The sequence below is a fragment of the Kushneria sinocarnis genome (assembly GCF_003633775.1).
GTDB lineage: Bacteria > Pseudomonadota > Gammaproteobacteria > Pseudomonadales > Halomonadaceae > Kushneria > Kushneria sinocarnis.
Genome location: NZ_RBIN01000006.1, coordinates 268,130 through 285,607 on the forward strand (window position 1 = coordinate 268,130; position 17,478 = coordinate 285,607).

16 protein-coding genes are annotated in these 17,478 nt (G+C 64.8%); 8 read left to right on the top strand and 8 right to left on the bottom strand.

The features are described 5' to 3' along the window. Positions 1-91 precede the first annotated feature (91 nt). On the bottom strand, positions 92-667 hold the full coding sequence (locus tag C7446_RS11675) for a hypothetical protein (protein ID WP_121173272.1): 576 nt from the start codon (positions 665-667) through the stop codon (positions 92-94). A gap of 175 nt (positions 668-842) precedes the next feature. On the opposite strand from C7446_RS11675, the gene C7446_RS11680 reads away from it, so the two are divergent. After that, the gene (locus C7446_RS11680; protein ID WP_121173273.1) at positions 843-1,604 is read left to right on the top strand and encodes a glycerophosphodiester phosphodiesterase family protein; all 762 of its coding nucleotides are present in this window, start codon (positions 843-845) and stop codon (positions 1,602-1,604) included. Positions 1,605-1,629: 25 nt separating this feature from the next. Here C7446_RS11680 and trpC read toward each other — a convergent pair whose 3' ends face one another. From trpC to C7446_RS11705, 5 genes are all read right to left on the bottom strand, one after another. Beyond that, positions 1,630-2,466: an indole-3-glycerol phosphate synthase TrpC gene (gene trpC, locus C7446_RS11685; RefSeq protein ID WP_121173274.1), complete on the bottom strand. Its 837-nt coding sequence runs from the start codon at positions 2,464-2,466 to the stop codon at positions 1,630-1,632. 72 nt (positions 2,467-2,538) lie between these two features. Then, complete coding sequence (trpD, locus tag C7446_RS11690; RefSeq protein WP_121173275.1) at positions 2,539-3,570, bottom strand: anthranilate phosphoribosyltransferase; 1,032 nt, start codon at positions 3,568-3,570, stop codon at positions 2,539-2,541. Positions 3,571-3,606: 36 nt separating this feature from the next. After that, entirely contained in the window at positions 3,607-4,233 is a 627-nt protein-coding gene (locus tag C7446_RS11695) for an anthranilate synthase component II (RefSeq protein WP_121173276.1), read from the bottom strand. A gap of 828 nt (positions 4,234-5,061) precedes the next feature. Further along, positions 5,062-6,549: an anthranilate synthase component I gene (trpE, locus tag C7446_RS11700; RefSeq protein ID WP_121173335.1), complete on the bottom strand. Its 1,488-nt coding sequence runs from the start codon at positions 6,547-6,549 to the stop codon at positions 5,062-5,064. Between the two features lie 242 nt (positions 6,550-6,791). After that, the gene (locus C7446_RS11705; RefSeq protein ID WP_121173277.1) at positions 6,792-7,457 is read right to left on the bottom strand and encodes a phosphoglycolate phosphatase; all 666 of its coding nucleotides are present in this window, start codon (positions 7,455-7,457) and stop codon (positions 6,792-6,794) included. Between the two features lie 239 nt (positions 7,458-7,696). Between C7446_RS11705 and C7446_RS11710 the strand changes: the two genes are divergently transcribed. The 6 genes from C7446_RS11710 (at position 7,697) to C7446_RS11735 (ending at position 14,540) form a co-directional block, all read left to right on the top strand. After that, positions 7,697-8,995, top strand: a complete 1,299-nt coding sequence (locus C7446_RS11710) for an NAD(P)/FAD-dependent oxidoreductase (RefSeq protein ID WP_121173278.1) — start codon at positions 7,697-7,699, stop codon at positions 8,993-8,995. A 234-nt stretch (positions 8,996-9,229) separates the two neighbouring features. Continuing rightward, positions 9,230-10,294 (top strand): LacI family DNA-binding transcriptional regulator, encoded by a 1,065-nt coding sequence (locus tag C7446_RS11715; protein WP_121173279.1) that lies wholly within the window; start codon positions 9,230-9,232, stop codon positions 10,292-10,294. A 67-nt stretch (positions 10,295-10,361) separates the two neighbouring features. Next, a complete protein-coding gene (locus C7446_RS11720; protein WP_121173280.1) occupies positions 10,362-11,168 on the top strand; it encodes a sugar phosphate isomerase/epimerase family protein in 807 nt (268 codons plus the stop codon). Next, the gene (locus C7446_RS11725; RefSeq protein WP_121173281.1) at positions 11,168-12,145 is read left to right on the top strand and encodes a sugar kinase; all 978 of its coding nucleotides are present in this window, start codon (positions 11,168-11,170) and stop codon (positions 12,143-12,145) included. Before C7446_RS11720 ends, C7446_RS11725 begins: the two co-directional genes overlap by 1 nt. A 65-nt stretch (positions 12,146-12,210) precedes the next feature. Further along, positions 12,211-13,494: an MFS transporter gene (locus C7446_RS11730; RefSeq protein WP_121173282.1), complete on the top strand. Its 1,284-nt coding sequence runs from the start codon at positions 12,211-12,213 to the stop codon at positions 13,492-13,494. Between the two features lie 59 nt (positions 13,495-13,553). Beyond that, on the top strand, positions 13,554-14,540 hold the full coding sequence (locus tag C7446_RS11735; protein WP_121173283.1) for a 2-hydroxyacid dehydrogenase: 987 nt from the start codon (positions 13,554-13,556) through the stop codon (positions 14,538-14,540). A gap of 59 nt (positions 14,541-14,599) precedes the next feature. Here C7446_RS11735 and C7446_RS11740 read toward each other — a convergent pair whose 3' ends face one another. Continuing rightward, entirely contained in the window at positions 14,600-14,929 is a 330-nt protein-coding gene (locus C7446_RS11740) for a GIY-YIG nuclease family protein (protein WP_281272353.1), read from the bottom strand. Further along, entirely contained in the window at positions 14,913-15,602 is a 690-nt protein-coding gene (gene rpe / locus C7446_RS11745) for a ribulose-phosphate 3-epimerase (RefSeq protein WP_121173285.1), read from the bottom strand. Before rpe ends, C7446_RS11740 begins: the two co-directional genes overlap by 17 nt. A 140-nt stretch (positions 15,603-15,742) precedes the next feature. Between rpe and ggt the strand changes: the two genes are divergently transcribed. Then, positions 15,743-17,470, top strand: a complete 1,728-nt coding sequence (ggt, locus tag C7446_RS11750) for a gamma-glutamyltransferase (RefSeq protein WP_121173286.1) — start codon at positions 15,743-15,745, stop codon at positions 17,468-17,470. Positions 17,471-17,478 lie beyond the last annotated feature (8 nt).

The window sequence follows — 17,478 nt, forward strand, 5'->3', positions numbered from 1 at the left end:
GGCCTGCGCCATGCCTTTCGCCCCGCTCATCCGAGCGGGGTTTTTCATGCATTCATCATGCATTCAGCAGCCGCTACTGCTCATCAGGCTGCTATTGCCGGGACTGGCCGGTCTGCAGCGACTCCAGACCGGTGACAAAACGCTGCTTGTAATCCTCGAACAAGCCGTTGTCACGCTTGAAGGCGCGGGTGACGGCCTCGGCGCTGAAATCGACGGTTTCCGGCGCCTCCATCAGGCGATGAACCCCGGCACGCTCATTGAAGCCTACCCGGGCGCCGTCATCGGCATGGCACCAGCGCGTAAACCCGAAGGTCTTGAAGAAGGCCTCGAGATGCGGCTCCCGGGTCGTGACCCGCATCGCCGTGGTAGCGGCCAGCCGGGTCACCAGTTCGCGCGCGTAGCCATGGCCACGCAGGGCTTCCGGCGTTGCCAGCAGGCGCAGCGACAGCCCCTGCCCTTCGACATCCAGCACCAGCAGTGCCAGTGACAGCGGACACTCGGCCTCATCCACCAGCGCCACGATGCGGGCGCTCTCCTGATCGAGCAGCCGGTCAAGGCCGGCAAATTCAACCAGCGGCGTCAGGCCGGCCTGCTGACCGTGTACGGCGGCACACAGACAGGCCAGACAGCCATCGCGTCGCTGGTCATTGATATAGGTCAGTTTCAAGGTCGTACTCTCCTGAATCCGTATAACGCCCGTGGCGCGGCATCATCGGTAGTGCTCGCGTATCGTCGCGGGCCCGGGCCGATCAGTGGCCGTACGAAGGTGGCCGAATCGCCCTACCAGGGCCGCAAGTATCTATACTACGATCGTCCCGTACACCAGCAGGGATCGAATCTACATGGAGCTTCCCCGCCTGATCGCTCATCGCGGTCTCTCCCATCACGCCCCCGAAAATACCCTCGCCGCCATTCGGGCAACTCATGAAGCCGGTCTGAACTGGCTCGAACTTGATGTGCAGTGTCTCGGCGATGGCACACCGGTGCTGTGGCACGATGCGCATGTGGTGCGCTGCAGTGATGGTCAGGGCCTACTGCGGGACTACTCCCTGGCGCAGGCAAAGCGTCTGGATGTCGGCCGGTGGTTCGATGAACGCTTTGCCGGTGAACGCATGGCTACCCTGGAGGAGGCCCTGGCACTGATCAGCGAACTCGGGCTGGGGCTCAATCTCGAGCTCAAGCTGAGCGCCGGCCATGATGACAACCTGCTGGCCGAAACCGTGGTGCCACAGGCCGTGGCAATGCTGCCCCGGGAGCGCCTGCTGATCTCGAGCTTCAGTGTGGCCACTCTCTCGCGGGTACGGGAGCTCGACGGCAACTGCGCCCTCGGCATTCTCTACGAGGATGGCCCGACGCGTGGCTGGGTCACCGATGCCGAGCAGGTCGAAGCCTTCAGCATCCATTCCAACTGGCAGAGTCTCGACCCCGCCCGTGCCGAGGAAATCCGTGATCGTGGCCGGCGACTGATCTGCTACACGGTCAACGACCCCAGGCGTTTCCATCGCTGGTGGTCGCACGGCGTGGATACAGTGATTACCGATCGTCCGGAACTGTTCGATGGGGACGATTTCGCCCCTTCTGCCGAACCCGCCGACCCGGCCTGAGCCGGATCGGCGACCACATCCCGGGTCAGGCGAAGGACGAAGCGCGGCTGCCACCGGCTGACGTGTCGAAGAAGAGTTCGCGCAGGGCTGCCCCCGGCTCCTCTTCACGCATGAAACGTTCCCCGACCAGAAAGGCATTGACGCCGTTTTCCTGCATGTGCTCGATATCCCGGCGGGTTGCAATGCCCGATTCGGTCACTACCGTGACGTCATCCGGCACCTGAGGCAGCAGATCGAAGGTGGTCGACAGCCGGGTATCAAAGGTACGCAGATCACGGTTATTGATACCCACCAGCGTGAGATTCAGCGCCAGCGCCCGCTCGAGCTCTTCCCGATCATGGACTTCCACCAGCACATCCATCCCCAGCTCGTGGGCCAGCTGATGAAGCTCACGCAGGCGCGCATCATCCAGTGCCGCCACGATCAGCAGGATGCAGTCGGCGCCGATGGCGCGTGCCTCGAAGACCTGCCATGGATCGACCATGAAATCCTTGCGCAGCACCGGCAGATGACAGGCCTCCCGGGCCGCCATCAGGTAGGCGTCATCGCCCTGGAAATGGTCGCGATCGGTCAGCACCGACAGGCAGGCGGCTCCCCCCATCTGATAACTCTGCGCAATCGCCACCGGATCGAAATCGGGACGAATCACGCCCTTCGATGGCGAGGCCTTCTTGATCTCGGCAATGATGGCGGGATCACCGGCCAGAATTCGGGTATCCAGCGATGTCACGAAGCCACGCGGCCGCTCGGCACCTTCGGCGCGCGCGCGCATCGAGGCCATGTCGGTTTCACGCTTGCGCGCTTCGATTTCTTCATGCTTGCGCGTAATGATGCGCTGCAGGATGGTTGGCAGTTCACTCATCGGCCCTCTCCTTGAACGGGGCCGGACTGATACCGGCCCGATGCCATGCCGTGGCGGATGCATCCGAAACTCTCAATGCCGTTCGCCGGATAGCAGCGAAGCCGAAAAGCGGGCCAGGCTGTGCAGTCGTTCCAGCGCCTCGCCACGATCGAGGGCGGCGCGTACACGGGCAACACCTTCGGCAATGGAGTCCACCAGATCCGCAGTATAGAGCGCAGCCCCGGCATTGAGCGCTACCATATCGGCTTCAGGCCCCCTGCCGGCAAGCGCCGATTGCACCAGTGCCAGACTCTGTTCGGTATCCTCGGCGCGCAGCGTCGAGAGCGGCTGACGCTCGATGCCCAGCGCCTCCGGTGTGATGACGTACTCCTCGATGTGCCCGCCCTTCAGCTCCGCCACATGGGTCGGCGCCGCCAGCGAGATCTCGTCGAGACCATCCGCGGAGTGTACGACCAGCACATGACGGCTGCCCAGCCGGCGCAGTGACTCCGCCAGCAGCGGCACCAGCGAGCGATCGTAGACACCCAGTACCTGACGGGTCGCGCCGGTCGGATTGGTCAGTGGGCCCAGAATGTTGAACATGGTCCGCACCCCCAGCGCCCGTCGTACGGCCACGGCATGGCGCATGGCGGTATGGTGGTTGGGGGCAAACATGAAGCCAACGCCAACCTCTTCGATGCAGCGGGCGATCTGACTGGGATCGAGATCCAGCGACACGCCCGCCCGGGCCAGCAGATCGGCGCTGCCCGAGGAACTCGACACCCCCCGGCCACCGTGCTTGGCCACATGGGCACCACAGGCCGCTGCGGCAAAGCTGGCCGCGCTCGAGACGTTGAACAGTCCCATGCCATCGCCGCCGGTGCCGACGATGTCCACCACCGGCTCGATATTGACGTGTACCGGATGCATCAGCTCGCGCATGACCTGCACCGCGGCGGTAATCTCGTCGGCCGTCTCCCCCTTCATGGCCAGCCCCATCAGAAAGCCGCCCATCTGGATGGCATCGGCTTCACCGCTCATGATGGTCGACATGACCGAGCGCATCTCGTCCAGCGTCAGGTCCCGGCGCGCATGTACCGCGCGGATGGCATCCTTGAGTTCCATGTTTGCGTTCCCGTGAGCAGCGATGGGTCAGCGCAGTCAGGCCGGTGTTGCACCGGTTCGCGCCGATTCGGCAGGCACACGCCTGATGAAGTTGGCCAGCAGCTCATGGCCCTGGCGTGACAGGATCGACTCGGGATGGAACAGCACTCCCTCGACATCGAGCCGACGATGACGAAAGCCCATCACCATGCCGGGCGTGACGTCATCATCGACAGTGCGTGCCGTCACTTCAAGACACTCCGGCAGGCTCTCGTCCTCCACCATCAGCGAGTGATAGCGGGTGACCTCGAGCGGATTGTCCAGCCCCTCGAACACGCCCTGCTCGTGATGGGTCACCAGCGAGGTCTTGCCATGCATCACCATGCCGGCGCGCACCACTCGACCACCGTAAACCTGACCAATGGCCTGAAAGCCCAGGCAGACCCCGAATATCGGCACCCGACCGGCGAACCGCTCGATTACCGCCAGTGAGATGCCCGCATCATCGGGGCTGCAGGGACCGGGCGAGATCACCAGATGGGAAAATTCGCGCTGCTCGATCTGCTCAAGCGTCAGCGTGTCGTTTCGAATGGTATCGACTTCGGCCCCCAGCTCACCCAGGTACTGGACGATGTTGTAGGTAAAGCTGTCGTAGTTGTCGATCATCAGCACACGTGCGCTCATAAACCCTGCCACTTCTGTTGAACCCGGGAAACGGGTATTGCCGACGTCAAATGCCGGACCGGACCTTCGTGTTGATTGCAGCGACCGCTCCTGAGGCGGGAACAGCCCTTGCCTGCTGCATGCATTTTACCTTACGCCTCGCCACCATGACCATGTCGTCGCCCGTGGGGGCATGATGAGAAGCCGCTCGAACACTCCGGTCCGATGGCGCTCAGGGCCGTACCCGGAGGCAGATCCGCGACAGCACACACCGGAGAGCAACCATTGCCCCGGGCCACGCAAGGGAGAAAAATCGGCAGGAGTGACACGCCATGCGAACGAATCGGCTCCACCGGGGGCGCCGGAGCCGATTTTCATGCACATTGCCATGCCGGACACTAAAGCCCTGCTGGCGCAGTCTGCCCGAAGCGGGGAAGTGAGCGGCAATAAAAAGCCGCCCCGGCAAGGGGCGGCACAAGGACCGTGACTAGCTTGATGAGGAGATAACCGGAGACGAAGCCTGACCTCAACGAATCCGATCATGTGGTGACTGGCGATCACCACAATGACAACCCTATACGCATGAGAATGACAAGTCAAACCAAATGATAAGAGTTTTCATTATCACTGACGCCCATACCCTGCCCCGTACTGCCGACCACCCGACATGAAAAAACCGCTCCGGGCAGCCGAAGCGGTCGTCACTCTTTGCGCGCCATCACACGGGTCAGGCAGATGGCACGCCCTCACGTCTCATCAAGCCGTGATGACCGGATTGTAGCGATGCCGGGGGCTGACGGCGAGCAGGCTGCCTTCATGGAGGCGATAGCCGGCTGTCATCGACCCGGTTCAGTCCAGCCTGTCGAGCCCCCGCTCGGCCATGGCCACGGCGCGAAACAGGGCCCGGCGCTTGTTGAGGGTCTCATGCCATTCGGTCTCCGGATCGGAATCGGCCACGATCCCCCCACCGGCCTGCACATGCAGCTCACCATCCTTGAGCACGCCGGTCCGGATGGCGATCGCCATGTCCATGTTGCCCTGCCAGGAGAGATAACCCACCGCGCCGGAATAGACCCCGCGCTTGACCGGCTCGAGCTCGTCGATGATCTCCAGCGCCCGGATCTTGGGCGCACCGGAGAGCGTACCCGCCGGGAAGGTGGCCTTCAGCACATCCAGCGGCCCCAGCCCGGGCTTGAGGCGACCGGTCACGTTGGAGACGATGTGCATGACATGCGAATAGCGCTCGATGGTCATGGTATCGGTCAGATCCACGGTGCCATCCACGGAAATCCTGCCGACATCGTTGCGCCCCAGATCGATCAGCATGACATGCTCTGCCCGCTCCTTGGGATCGTTCAGCAGGTCCGCCTCGAGCGCCCTGTCCTCCTCCTCGCTTCGGCCACGGTGGCGGGTCCCGGCGATCGGCCGCAGGGTGACCTCGTCGCCTTCCAGGCGTGCCAGAATTTCCGGCGAGGCACCGATCACGTGGTGATCCCCGAGGTTGAAAAAGAACATGTAGGGCGACGGGTTGAGGCTGCGCAGCGCCCGGTAGAGATCCAGCGGCGGCGCCGTATAGCGCGTGGTCATGCGCTGCGACGGCACGCACTGCATGACATCGCCGGCGCGCACGTACTCCTTGATGCGCTCGACCGCTTCCTTGTAGCCCTGCTCGGAGAAGCTGGCGAAGAAATCATCCTCGGCCACGTTGTCGCGACCGGTTCCGGGGCTGTAGTGGGTCAGCGGCGTGTCGCGCAGTGCCCGCTCCAGCGCTTCGAGGCGCTGATGGGCCAGCTCCAGTGCGCGCGGCGTTTCGGGATCGGCGTGTACCAGCAGGGTCAGCCGGCCGGAGAGGTTGTCGAACACCACCAGCTCATCGGCCACCAGCAGCAGGATATCGGGCACGTCGATGGGATCGGGTTTTTCCACCCCGCGCAGGCGCGGCTCGATCAGCCGGATGGTATCGGAGCCGAAGTAGCCCACCAGGCCGCCGTTGAAACGCATGCCGGGCTCGATCGGCGGCACCCGGAAACGGGTACGAAACTGATCGATCCAGTCGAGCGGATCCTCAACCTCGGTAGCCCCGACCGGCTCGTCATCGCGAAAATGACGGACCACATGACCGCGCACCTCGAGACGCTCGCGACAGGGCAGCCCGATGATCGAATAACGCCCCCACTTCTCGCCGCCCTGTACCGACTCCAGCAGAAAGGTCCAGGGCTGATCGGCCAGCTTGAGATAGGTCGACAGCGGCGTATCCAGATCGGCCAGGATCTCCCGGGAGACCGGAATCCGGTTGTAACCGGCGTCACTGAGTTCGGCAAAACGCTCGGGGGTCATCATGATCGGCATTTCCTGTTCGGCATTCGGCAGGGCGCTGCAGTGCAAACACCCGTTACGGGCATGGAGGGTCCGCCAGGAGGGCGGTTACCATCGCCAGCGCCCCTGCCCGGGGGCAACGGAACGACAGCAGTACGGCAGGAAAATCCGATCGGCAGGCATTGGCATGTCCAGCATCAGGCGAGCGCCTTGGCAACGGCTCGCAGGTCAGTGTTCAGGGTGTCAACCGACGCCTGGCAACCCTAAATGAGTCCCTCGAGCGAATCAAGCAGGTAGTCCGGGTCGCTTGCGGCAATCGGCTCACCGTGATTATAGCCCCAGCTCAGTGCCAGGGTACGGAATCCGGCTGCCCGACCGGCTTCGATATCGTTGCGCGAATCGCCGATCATCAGGGCCCGCTCGGGCGCCACCTGCAGCTCGCGGGCGATGTGCAGCAGCGGCACCGGATCGGGCTTTTTGCGCTCCAGCGCATCACCGCCCAGGGTCCGCTCGAAGTGGCTCCCGATACCCAGCGCCTGCAGGATCGGGGCGATGAAATCACCGGGCTTGTTGGTAATCAGCACCTGCTTCAGGCCGCGCTGTTCAAGCGAGCGCAGGCATGCGGCCACACCGGGATAGAGCCGGGTCTCGACACAGGGGGCCTGCCGATAGTGATCAAGAAACGCCCCGTGGGCTGCTTCCAGCTCTGCCGCACTCGGCGCATTGCCCGAGCGTGCCGTCAGCGCCCGTTCGACCAGCCGGCGGGCGCCGTTGCCGATCCAGTCGCGAACGCCAGCGAGACCGGCCGGCGCCAGCCCGCGCTCGGCCAGTACGGCATCCAGCGCCGTGGCCAGATCCGGTGCCGAATCGATCAGGGTGCCATCGAGGTCCCAGCAGACCAGTGCCATGTCCTTGAGGGGTGCATGCATCGTGCTGCTCCGGTAGAAAGGGAAGTGTCATCACATGACGCGCCCGGCGGTTGCCGCCAGCGGGCATATCCATGACGCGCGCGCGCCTGCTAGAGTAGCGTGTTCGACGTCAATGAGCATTTTTCATCCGGCACGGCCTTCGGAGTGCTTGTGCGACCGGGTCCCGGCCCGGTGGCACAAGCGCTTGGTGCGCACCCGCTTTCGCTTTCGTTTTTCATCTCCTGCAGGGAAGGCCTTTCATGTCAGTACCCCGTATCGTGGTGGTCGGCGGCGGCGCCGGTGGCTTCGAACTGGCGACGCGTCTGGGTCGCAGGCTCGGACGCCGCAACCGTGCCGAAATCATCCTGGTCGATCGCAACCCCACCCACATCTGGAAACCGCTGCTGCACGAGGTCGCTACCGGCGCGCTCGACCAGGGGCTCGACGAGGTTTCCTATCAGGCGCACGCCCGTACTCACGGCTATCGCTATCAGCTGGGTACCCTCAGCGGGCTCGACCGCGACTCGCGCCGGATCACGCTTGCCCCGCTGCACGATGAAAAGGGCGAGGTCGTGCTGGGCGAGCGCACGCTGGATTATGACTATCTGGTGCTCTCGGTGGGCAGTGTCTCCAACGATTTCGGCACTCCGGGGGTGGCCGACCACTGCTACTTCCTGGACAGCACCCAACAGGCCGAGACCTTTCGCCGGGCAATGCTCAATACCTTCCTGCGCTACAGCGATCCGGCCCATCGCGACCGCTCGCATCTGTCGGTCGCCATTGTCGGTGGCGGAGCCACCGGCGTGGAGCTCTCCGCCGAGCTGCACAATGCCACCCGGATGCTCAACAGCTATGGCTACTCGGAAATCGACAGCAACCAGCTGCAGATTCATCTGATCGAGGCCGCGCCACGCATCCTGCCGGCGCTGCCGGAGCGGATCGGCGAATCGGCACGCCGCGAGCTGGACAAGCTCGGCGTGCAGATTCACACCGACACCCGCATCACCTCGGCCGACGAGCGGGGCTTCGACACGGCCGATGACAGACGCATCGACGCCGACCTGACCGTCTGGGCAGCCGGGGTGCGCGCGCCCGAAATACTCAGCGAACTCGGGCTCTCCACCCAGCGCAATCACCAGGTTCGCGTCCATCAGACCATGCAGAGCATCGACGATGAGCGCATCTTCGCACTCGGTGACTGCGCGGCCTGTCCGCAGGGCGAAGAGAAGATGGTGCCACCCCGTGCCCAGGCCGCGCATCAGATGGCCAACACCCTGTATGGCAACCTGGTGGCAGCCATGAATGATCGGCCACTGAAGAACTTCCACTATCGTGACATGGGCTCGCTGATTTCGCTGGCCCATTTCGATGCCGTGGGCAATGTCATGCGGGGCGCTTCGACCCGCGGCCTGTTCGTCGAAGGGGCACTGGCCAAGCTCTTTTACGCCTCGCTCTACCGCATGCATCAGCGCGCCATTCACGGCAGCTTCCGGACCATGCTCAAGATCATGGTCGATCGACTCAACAACTGGCTGCGACCGCGCCTCAAGCTGCACTGAGCCGGCTGTCATCCGGCTCACCTGTCAAACCGCTGACCCGAGGGTCAGCGGTTTTTTTTGTTGTGGGGGTACGCCGATAACCGTTCGCCCTTCGTCCAGGCCGCTGTAGCACCACGACATCTCCTGCCGCCAAGGTCCAATGGGCAGCGCCGCCCCACTGCTCCACTCTCTTCGTCCATCAAACGCACCGATTTCTGGGACCGTTCCCAGAAACGTCTTCACCGCGGAGAGAGCATGTCCCCGGATCACTCCCATCACGGTCAGCACCGTCCCGGCCGTCAGCGACGTCCCACCATTCATGACGTCGCCCGTGATGCCGGCATCTCCAAGACCAGCGTGTCGCGCTATTTCGGCGCCGAGCGCGCCCTGCTGTCGGAGTCGATGCGCACACGCATCGAAGCCTCCATCGAACGGCTGGGCTTTCGCCCCGATCGCATCGCCAGCAGTCTGCGCGGTCGGCGTACCGGCCTGATCGGCATGCTGGTGGCCGACATGCGCAATCCCTATACCGTGGCCATGGTGCACGGCGCGGAACTCGCCTGCCGGGAGAACCGGTATTCGCTGGTGGTCTGCAATACCGACAGCGACGATGCCCTCGAGCAGCGCCATCTGGAAGTCCTGCAGGGCTACAGCATCGAGGGGCTGATCGTGCACACCCCGGGCCACAACGCCGCGGCCCTGAGCGAGATGCTCAAGGCCGGGCTGCCGATGGTTCAGGTCGATCGCCGGCTGGAGACCCTGGAGTGCGACATGGTCGGACTCGACAACGAGCAGGCCATGTCCCTCGCCGTGGGCCATCTGGCCGAACAGGGCTATCACGACATACTCATGATCAGCGAGCCCACGGCGGCCATCAGCTCCCGCGAAACCCGCCTGGCCGCCTTTCAGCACGAAGTGACCCGGCACGCCCTGACCGGCCGGGTGCATCAGCAGGCCTTCACCCCGGAACCCGATACCACCGAACTCGATCGCTGCCTTGCCTCCTTTCTCGCTGATGCCGGACACCATCGACGGGCCATCCTGTGCGCCAACGGGGTCGTGACCCTGGCCGTCTGTCAGGCGCTCTACCGGCACTGCGCCGACCCCTTTGCCCACACCGGCCTGATGGGCATCGACGAGCTGGACTGGTGTGCCCTGGTCGGCCCGGGCATTACCACCATCGCCCAGCCGGTCGGCGAGATCGGCCGCCTCGCCTTCGAGCGTCTGCTGAACCACATCGAGGGCGGTGCCCGCGACGCTCGCGACTACACCTTCCCGGCGACCCTGTACCAGCGCGGCTCGACCCCGGGAGCACGCTGATGAGGTGTCCCGCCGAATTGAATCCGCTGCTTTTGGGATCGTTCCCAACCACCACAGGGAGACCACCATGGGTCCGGTCATGATCTGTACTTCGGCCTTCGGTGCCGACCATGTGACCCGGCAGGGTCAGGGCGCACTGATCGAGCACATCCGCCGCGCCGGTGCCGACGGCATCGAGCTGCGCGAAGAGTTGCTGAGTCATCACGACCAGCCGCTCGACGAGCTGCGTCGGCGGCTGGCTGACAGCGCCCTGCGAGTCGCCTATTCGTCCGCCATCCCCTTGTTCGACCGCCACGGGGCGACCGATGGCGAAGCCCTCGGCCGCTCGCTGGCACGCGCCGAAGCGCTGGGCGCCACGTTCATCAAGTTCGCGCTGGGAGACTGGCCTGCGCATGACGAGCCTGCGGATAACGCCCTGCAGATGCTGCTGGCACGTTTCGAGCGCACTCCGCTGGCCATCACCATCGAAAATGATCAGACCAGCCGCGGCGGTGACCCGCAAAGCCATCTGCAGCTGCATCGCAGACTGTGGCAGCTGGCGCCCGACTCACCGCGCGTCGGAGGGCCACGGGCCCTCTCCACCACCTTCGATCTCGGCAACGGCTACTGGAACGGCCACCCGACGGCCGACGGCATCAACGCGCTGGCCGCCCGGATCGGCTACATGCACTGCAAGCACGCCTGCAACGACGGGGAGGGCTGGCACGCCTGCGCCCCGGATGACGCCACGCTCGAGACGTGGTCACGGCTCTGGCGGTCATTGCCAGCCGACCTGCCACGAGCGCTGGAATTTCCCGTCCCGCCCGACGACCCGGCCGCCCTGCGCCGACAGGTCGATCGGCTGCGCCATCTGCCCCTGAAGGAGCTCTGCTGATGACCGCCCCGCTTCACGCACCGACTCATGACATCGTCGCCTTCGGTGAAACGATGGCCATGCTGGTGGCCGAAGAGACCGGCCCGCTGAGCAACGTGACCCGCTTTACCAAACGCATCGCCGGGGCCGACAGCAACGTCGCCATCGGACTTGCCCGGCTCGGCCTCAACGTTGCCTGGATCAGCCGGGTGGGCGATGACAGTCTCGGCCGCTTCATCATCGACACCCTGGCCGGCGAAGGCATCGACTGCAGCCGGATCCGGATCGATCCCGAACACCCCACCGGCTTCCAGTTCAAGGCCCGACGCGACGACGGCGGCGACCCTGAAGTGGAGTACTTTCGCCGTGGCTCGGCCGCCAGCCGACTCGCCCCGGAGGACCTGCCCCGCGAACTGCTCGCGGGCGCCCGTCACCTGCACTGTACCGGTATTCCGCCGGCACTGGGCAACTCTGCCGGCGCCCTGACCCGCCACGCCATGAGCACCATGCGCGAACTCGGCGGCACCCTCTCCTTCGACCCCAATCTGCGTCCGGCACTGTGGCCGGATACCGCCACCATGCGAGCCGAGCTCAATGCGCTGGCTGCCATGGCGGACTGGGTCATGCCGGGGCTGGAAGAGGGCCGGCTGTTGACCGGACTCGAAACCGCCGAGGCGATCGCCGGCTTCTATCTCGAGCGGGGCGCGCGCGAAGTGGTCATCAAGCTCGGTGCCGACGGAGCGTGGTGGCAGAACCATGAAGGCGCCCGGCACTGCCCGGCGCAGCGCGTTCCCCGGATCGTGGACACCGTCGGCGCCGGGGATGGCTTCGCTGCCGGCTTCATCAGCGCGCGGCTCGAGGGGCTGGCGCCACAGGCCTGTCTCGAACGCGCCAATCTCATCGGTGCCCGCGCCATCGGCGTGGCCGGTGACATGGAAGGCCTGCCCCGACGTGACGAGCTCGGCGTCGGGGCCTTCACGGCCCGCACGATCGTCTGACAAGCCCTTTTCTCAACCACATGCCGGGCCCCGACGGGGCCGCTTTCCGGCAAGGAGCATGGACCATGGCAACACGTCTGCCCGTTCGGCGCTGGTGGTACCTGATGCCGATCGTCTTCATTACCTACAGTCTGGCGTACGTCGATCGCGCCAATTACAGCTTCGCCGCCGCCAGCGGCATGGCGGAGGATCTGCATATCACCTCGGCGATGTCGTCACTGCTCGGCTCGCTGTTCTTTCTGGGCTACTTCTTCTGTCAGATTCCCGGCACCATCTACGCCGAAAGACGCAGCGCGCGGGTACTGATCTTCTGGTGCCTGCTCTCCTGGGGCGTGCTGGCCACGCTGACCGGCATCGTGCCCAATGCCTACGGCCTGATCGTGATCCGGTTCCTGCTGGGTGTCACCGAGGCCGCCGTGATGCCGGCGATGCTGGTCTATCTCAGCCATTGGTTTACCCGCGCCGAACGCTCGCGGGCCAACACCTTCCTGATCCTCGGCAACCCGGTCACGGTGCTGTGGATGTCGGTGCTCTCCGGCTACCTCATCGAGCAGACCGACTGGCGCTGGATGTTCATCATCGAAGGGGCACCGGGCATCCTCTGGGCGGTATGCTGGTGGTTTCTGGTCGATGATCGCCCCGAGCAGGCGAAATGGCTTAACCGGGATGAAAAGCAGGCACTGGCCGATACCTTCCGGGAGGAGCAGCGCGATCTGAAGCCGGTCGCCAACTACACCACGGCCTTCAGAACGCCCCAGGTGCTGCTGCTCTGCCTGCAATACTTCTGCTGGAGCATCGGGGTCTACGGCTTCGTGCTCTGGCTGCCGTCGATCCTCTCGAAGGCCGGTCAGCTCGACATCGTCGAAACCGGCTGGCTCTCCTCCGCGCCCTATCTGGCGGCCGTCATCGGCATGCTGCTGGTCTCCTGGGCCTCGGACAAGCAGCTCAACCGGCGCCATTTCGTCTGGCCTCCCCTGGCCATTGCCGGTCTCGCCTTCATGGGCTCCTATCTGCTGGGCGCCCACCACTTCTGGTGGTCCTATGCCCTGCTGGTGATTGCCGGCTTCGGGCTCTACGCCCCCTACGGCCCCTTCTTTGCCATCATTCCGGAACTGCTGCCGAGCAACGTGGCCGGAGGGGCCATCGCGCTGGTCAACTCCTGCGGTGCGCTGGGCGGTTTTCTGGGGGCCTATGGCGTAGGCTATCTTAATGGCCTGACCGGGACGCCCGCGGCTTCCTACATCGCCATGGGCGGTTCGTTACTGTTTGCGGCGCTGCTGATCCATTTCGTTCGCCCGGTTACCGAACAGGAGCCATCCCGGCCGACCCAGGCGGCCGCGCACTCCTGATGTCGAGGGTGCGCCCGCGGGCGCACCTCACCACTCCCTGCAAGACAGGAGAACGCTGCATGTCCCGCAAGACGGTTCTGATCTATCAACGTCCGCTCAAGCCGGCCCTGCACGAGCGGCTGGCAAGCGAGTGCGAGGTCCTCGATTTCAGCGGCGAGAATAATCTGCGTGACAACGCCGACTTCCGCGAGGCGCTGAAGCGGGCGCACGGCCTGATCGGCTCCAGCGTGCCCATGGATCGCGAACTGCTGGCCGAGGCGGACAATCTCGAGGTCATTTCCAGCATTTCGGTCGGCGTCGACAACTACGATATCGACTATCTCAACGAGCGTGGCATCGTGCTCTGTCACACTCCCGATGTGCTGACCGAAACCACCGCCGATACGGCCTTTTTGCTGATTCTGGCCAGCGCTCGGCGCGCCGTCGAGCTGGCCAACATGGTCCGCCATGGCGAGTGGACCAGCAGCATCGCCGAGCCGCACTTCGGTGTGGATGTCCAGGGCAAGCATCTGGGGATCGTCGGCATGGGGCGGATCGGCGCCGCCATTGCACGACGCGGCCGATTCGGCTTCAACATGACGGTCAGCTATCACAACCGCTCGCGTCATGAGGATTTCGAGCAGGAACTCGGCGCCAGCTGGCGGGAGCTTGATGAGCTGCTGCGCGAGTGCGACTTCATCTGCGTGACCGTACCGCTGTCCGAAGCCACCCGCGAGATGTTCGGCCAGCGCGAGTTCGAGCTGATGGGCGATCAGGCCATCTTCGTCAACATTTCACGCGGCGGCGTGGTCGACGAGCCGGCCCTGATCGAAGCGCTCGACAACGGCACCATTCGCGCCGCCGGGCTCGATGTCTTCACCACCGAACCGCTGCCGGCCGACTCGCCGCTGGCCCGGATGGACAACGTGGTGGCCCTGCCGCATATCGGCTCGGCCACGCACGAAACCCGCTATGCCATGGCGGAGCTGGCAGTCGACAACCTGCTGGCGGTGCTCAACGGGCAGCGGCCCCGGGCGCCCTACAACGCCGATCAGCTCGGGCGCTGAGGCGCCCATCCGCAGCCACGCGCCCCGGCCTTTCCGGGGCGCACCGTGGCCGCGGCCACTCAGGGCATGGCCGCCGCCAGTACAGCCCTGATATCGGCCTCATGGCGCTCGGTGGCCGCCGCACCACACAGGGCGCGCTTTTTCGAGGCCGGCCAGCGCTTGATCGCCGCTTCGAGCCGCAGGGCCTCGGAGTGGGTACCCACCCGGCACGCATAGCGCAGGACCAGCGGCCCCTTGCCGCGCAGCGCCCGGGCCCCTCGCCGGCCACCGGCGCGATGTTCGGCCAGCCGCCGCTCGACATCGGTGGTGATGCCGGTATAAAGCCGCCCCTGGGCCGTCTCCAGCATATAGAGCCACCAGCAGGCTCCGGCGTTATCTGCCGAGGCCACGACGCATGGCACCGATGACGGTGTCATAGCGGTGCGGATCATCCTCGCGACGCGCCTTGAAGAGCGAGGAGCCGGCGACGAAGGTATCCGCGCCCGCAGCGGCGATCTCACCAATGTTGTCGGCATTGACGCCGCCATCCACCTCGAGGCGGATGTCACGGCCGCTGGCATCGATCCGCTCACGCGCCTGACGCAGCTTTTCCATGGTATGCGGAATGAAGGACTGACCACCGAAACCGGGGTTGACGCTCATCAGCAGGATCATGTCGACCTTGTCCATCACATGGTCGAGCCAGGTCAGCGGCGTGGCAGGATTGAACACCAGTCCGCAGCGCAGTCCGGCATCGCGGATCAGCGACAGCGACCGGTCGATGTGCTCACTGGCTTCGGGATGAAAGGTGATGTCACTGGCGCCGGCATCGATGAAGGCATGAATCAGCTCATCCACCGGCTTGACCATCAGATGGACATCGATCGGTGCGGTAATGCCGTAGTCACGCAGCGCCTTGCAGACCGGCGCGCCGAAGGTCAGGTTGGGAACGTAATGGTTGTCCATCACATCGAAGTGAATCATGTCGGCGCCACTGGCCAGTACATCACTGACCTCCTCTCCCAGGCGGGCGAGATCGGCAGACAGGATCGACGGTGCAATCTTCGGTTCAAGTGCGGGCACGAAACTTCCTCCACAGGCAGCGCAACGATATCCAGCGCCAGTCTAACAAAGGCGCCGACATTGCGCTGCCGCCCGAGCGGCGTCATGGTGATCTGCCAGACTGATGCCGGAAGGCCCCCACACAACAAACGGACCCCGTCATGACCCGACTGCTTCAGGCCCTGCTGCTGATGCTGACCAGCGCTTGCGCCCTTGCCGCCCCGGCGGCCACCGATAATGCGCCGATCCTCGAAGGCGAACGCTTCAACCCCGAGCTCGGCCGGCACGGCATGGTCGCCACCAGCAACCGGCAGGCGACCCGTATCGCCCACCGGGTACTTGCCGAGGGTGGCAATGCCGTGGATGCCGCCGTCACCGCCGGCTTTGCGCTGGCCGTCACCCAGCCACGCTCCGGCAACATCGGCGGCGGCGGCTTCATGCTGATCTCGGATGAAGAAAGCGGCGACGTCATTGCGATCGACTACCGCGAAAAGGCCCCGTCGGGGGCCTTTCGCACCATGTTTCAGGACGATGACGGCAATGTGGTGGCGCAGCGTTCACGCTTTTCCGCCAACGCCTCCGGCGTGCCCGGCACGGTAGCGGGGCTGGCCCTGGCACTGCGCCGATACGGCACCCTGAGCCTGGCCGAGGCGCTCGAACCGGCGATCGACCTGGCCCGCAACGGCTTCGAGGTCGTGCCCCGCTTCAGCGAGGGCCTGCGGCAGGCCGCCGACCGGCTCAAACAGTGGGAGGCCACCCGCAAAACATTCTACAAAAGCGATGGCAGCCTTTATCAGCCCGGCGATCGCTTTCGCCAGCCCGAGCTGGCCGAGACCCTGCAGCGCATCGCCGATCACGGGGCCGAGGAGTTCTATCGCGGCAGGACCGCGGATCTGCTGGTGAACACGATTCAGGCCCATGGCGGCATCATGACCCGCGAGGATCTGGCCCGCTATCAGCCGGTCATCCGGCAACCGGTTCACGGCAACTATCGCGGTTACGACATCTACTCGATGGGGCCGCCCTCATCGGGCGGTGTACACATCATCCAGATCCTCAACACCATCGAGGGCGACGATATCGGCGCCATGGGCTTCAACTCGGCGGCCACCATTCATCTGATGAGCGAGGCCATGAGCCGGGCCTACGCCGATCGCTCGAAGTATCTCGGCGATCCCGACTTCGTCGATGTCCCGGTCGGGGCGCTGACCTCGAAGGCCTATGCCCGGGCCCTGCGCGAGCAGATCGATCCGCGCCACGCCACCCCGGCCAGCGATATCGGCCCCGGCAATCCGGGACGCTACGAGTCGAATGAAACCACCCACTTCTCGGTGGCCGACGACTCCGGGCTGGCCGTTTCCAACACCTATACGCTGAACTTCAGCTACGGCTCGGGACTGACCGTCGCCGGCGCCGGCTTCCTGCTCAACAACGAGATGGACGATTTCTCGTCCAAACCCGGCGTCCCCAATGCCTATGGTCTGATGGGCGGCGAGGCCAATGCCATCGAGGGCAACAAGCGGATGCTCTCCTCGATGTCCCCGACCATCGTCAAGCATGATGGGCGCAACTTCCTGATCACGGGCAGCCCGGGAGGCTCGCGCATCATCACCACCACCCTGGAAGTGATCAGCAACGTGATCGATCACCACATGAACGTGCAGAGCGCCGTCAGCGCGCCCCGCTTTCACGATCAGTGGCTGCCCGACGAGATCCGCATCGAACAGGGCATCAGCCCCGATACCGTTCGACTGCTGAAAGGCATGGGACATCGGGTGGTGAAGAAGGATGCCATGGGGGCCAGCCAGTCGATCCTGATCCGCGCTGACGGCACCCTTGCCGGCGGTGCCGACCCGCGCCGCTCGACCTCTTCGGCAATGGGCCTGTGAGGACGGCG

Excerpts from the sequence above, each read along its gene's own strand:
- C7446_RS11715 (WP_121173279.1), top strand. The coding sequence starts at position 9,230 with ATGTCCCCGGATCACTCCCATCACGGTCAGCACCGTCCCGGCCGTCAG.
- trpD (WP_121173275.1), bottom strand. The coding sequence starts at position 3,570 with ATGGAACTCAAGGATGCCATCCGCGCGGTACATGCGCGCCGGGACCTG.
- C7446_RS11680 (WP_121173273.1), top strand. The coding sequence starts at position 843 with ATGGAGCTTCCCCGCCTGATCGCTCATCGCGGTCTCTCCCATCACGCC.
- C7446_RS11735 (WP_121173283.1), top strand. The coding sequence starts at position 13,554 with ATGTCCCGCAAGACGGTTCTGATCTATCAACGTCCGCTCAAGCCGGCC.
- ggt (WP_121173286.1), top strand. The coding sequence starts at position 15,743 with ATGACCCGACTGCTTCAGGCCCTGCTGCTGATGCTGACCAGCGCTTGC.
- C7446_RS11695 (WP_121173276.1), bottom strand. The coding sequence starts at position 4,233 with ATGAGCGCACGTGTGCTGATGATCGACAACTACGACAGCTTTACCTAC.
- C7446_RS11725 (WP_121173281.1), top strand. The coding sequence starts at position 11,168 with ATGACCGCCCCGCTTCACGCACCGACTCATGACATCGTCGCCTTCGGT.
- C7446_RS11720 (WP_121173280.1), top strand. The coding sequence starts at position 10,362 with ATGGGTCCGGTCATGATCTGTACTTCGGCCTTCGGTGCCGACCATGTG.
- C7446_RS11705 (WP_121173277.1), bottom strand. The coding sequence starts at position 7,457 with ATGCATGCACCCCTCAAGGACATGGCACTGGTCTGCTGGGACCTCGAT.
- trpC (WP_121173274.1), bottom strand. The coding sequence starts at position 2,466 with ATGAGTGAACTGCCAACCATCCTGCAGCGCATCATTACGCGCAAGCAT.
- C7446_RS11710 (WP_121173278.1), top strand. The coding sequence starts at position 7,697 with ATGTCAGTACCCCGTATCGTGGTGGTCGGCGGCGGCGCCGGTGGCTTC.
- C7446_RS11730 (WP_121173282.1), top strand. The coding sequence starts at position 12,211 with ATGGCAACACGTCTGCCCGTTCGGCGCTGGTGGTACCTGATGCCGATC.
- trpE (WP_121173335.1), bottom strand. The coding sequence starts at position 6,549 with ATGACCCCCGAGCGTTTTGCCGAACTCAGTGACGCCGGTTACAACCGG.